The 430-nt window shown below is 58.4% G+C and carries 1 protein-coding gene; it reads right to left on the reverse strand.

The genetic code is table 11. The features are described from left to right. Positions 1-430 (reverse strand): toxin VasX (locus ACYP33_RS26115; RefSeq protein WP_459624474.1); only part of this gene is annotated, 430 nt, incomplete at both ends.

Genomic DNA, 430 nt, shown 5'->3' on the forward strand with positions numbered 1-430 from the left:
CGAAATGGCAATCGTTTGTGCCGCCGAATCGCTGTGTATCGGCCAGCCGCATGTCTTGTTCAGCGGTTGGTCCATCGGCTTCGGCGGAACATGCAGTGGATCGGTGTAGATGTTCATGCATCCGTCCGACCCGACCTCGTAGACTATCCATCGGCTGACTCGCGTGCCCCTGACTGGGTACAGCACATAGACGTAGCCCCGATCGAGCTGGCGAAGAATGTATTTCGAGCCGTTCAGTGGCTTGCGCGTGATGTGCTGATCGGCCGTGAGGGGTAAGACATCCGGATCGACCGTTTTTTTCGACGCTCGACCAGCATGCGCCTTATCGTTCGGCGCCACCGCCGCATTCAGCTTATCGTCGGACGCCACAACCGCGTAACGGACCGGCAGAATCGCCAGACCCTGCTTGATGCAATTCGGGCAATTCACG

Source organism: Burkholderia sp. 3C, from assembly GCF_054589155.1.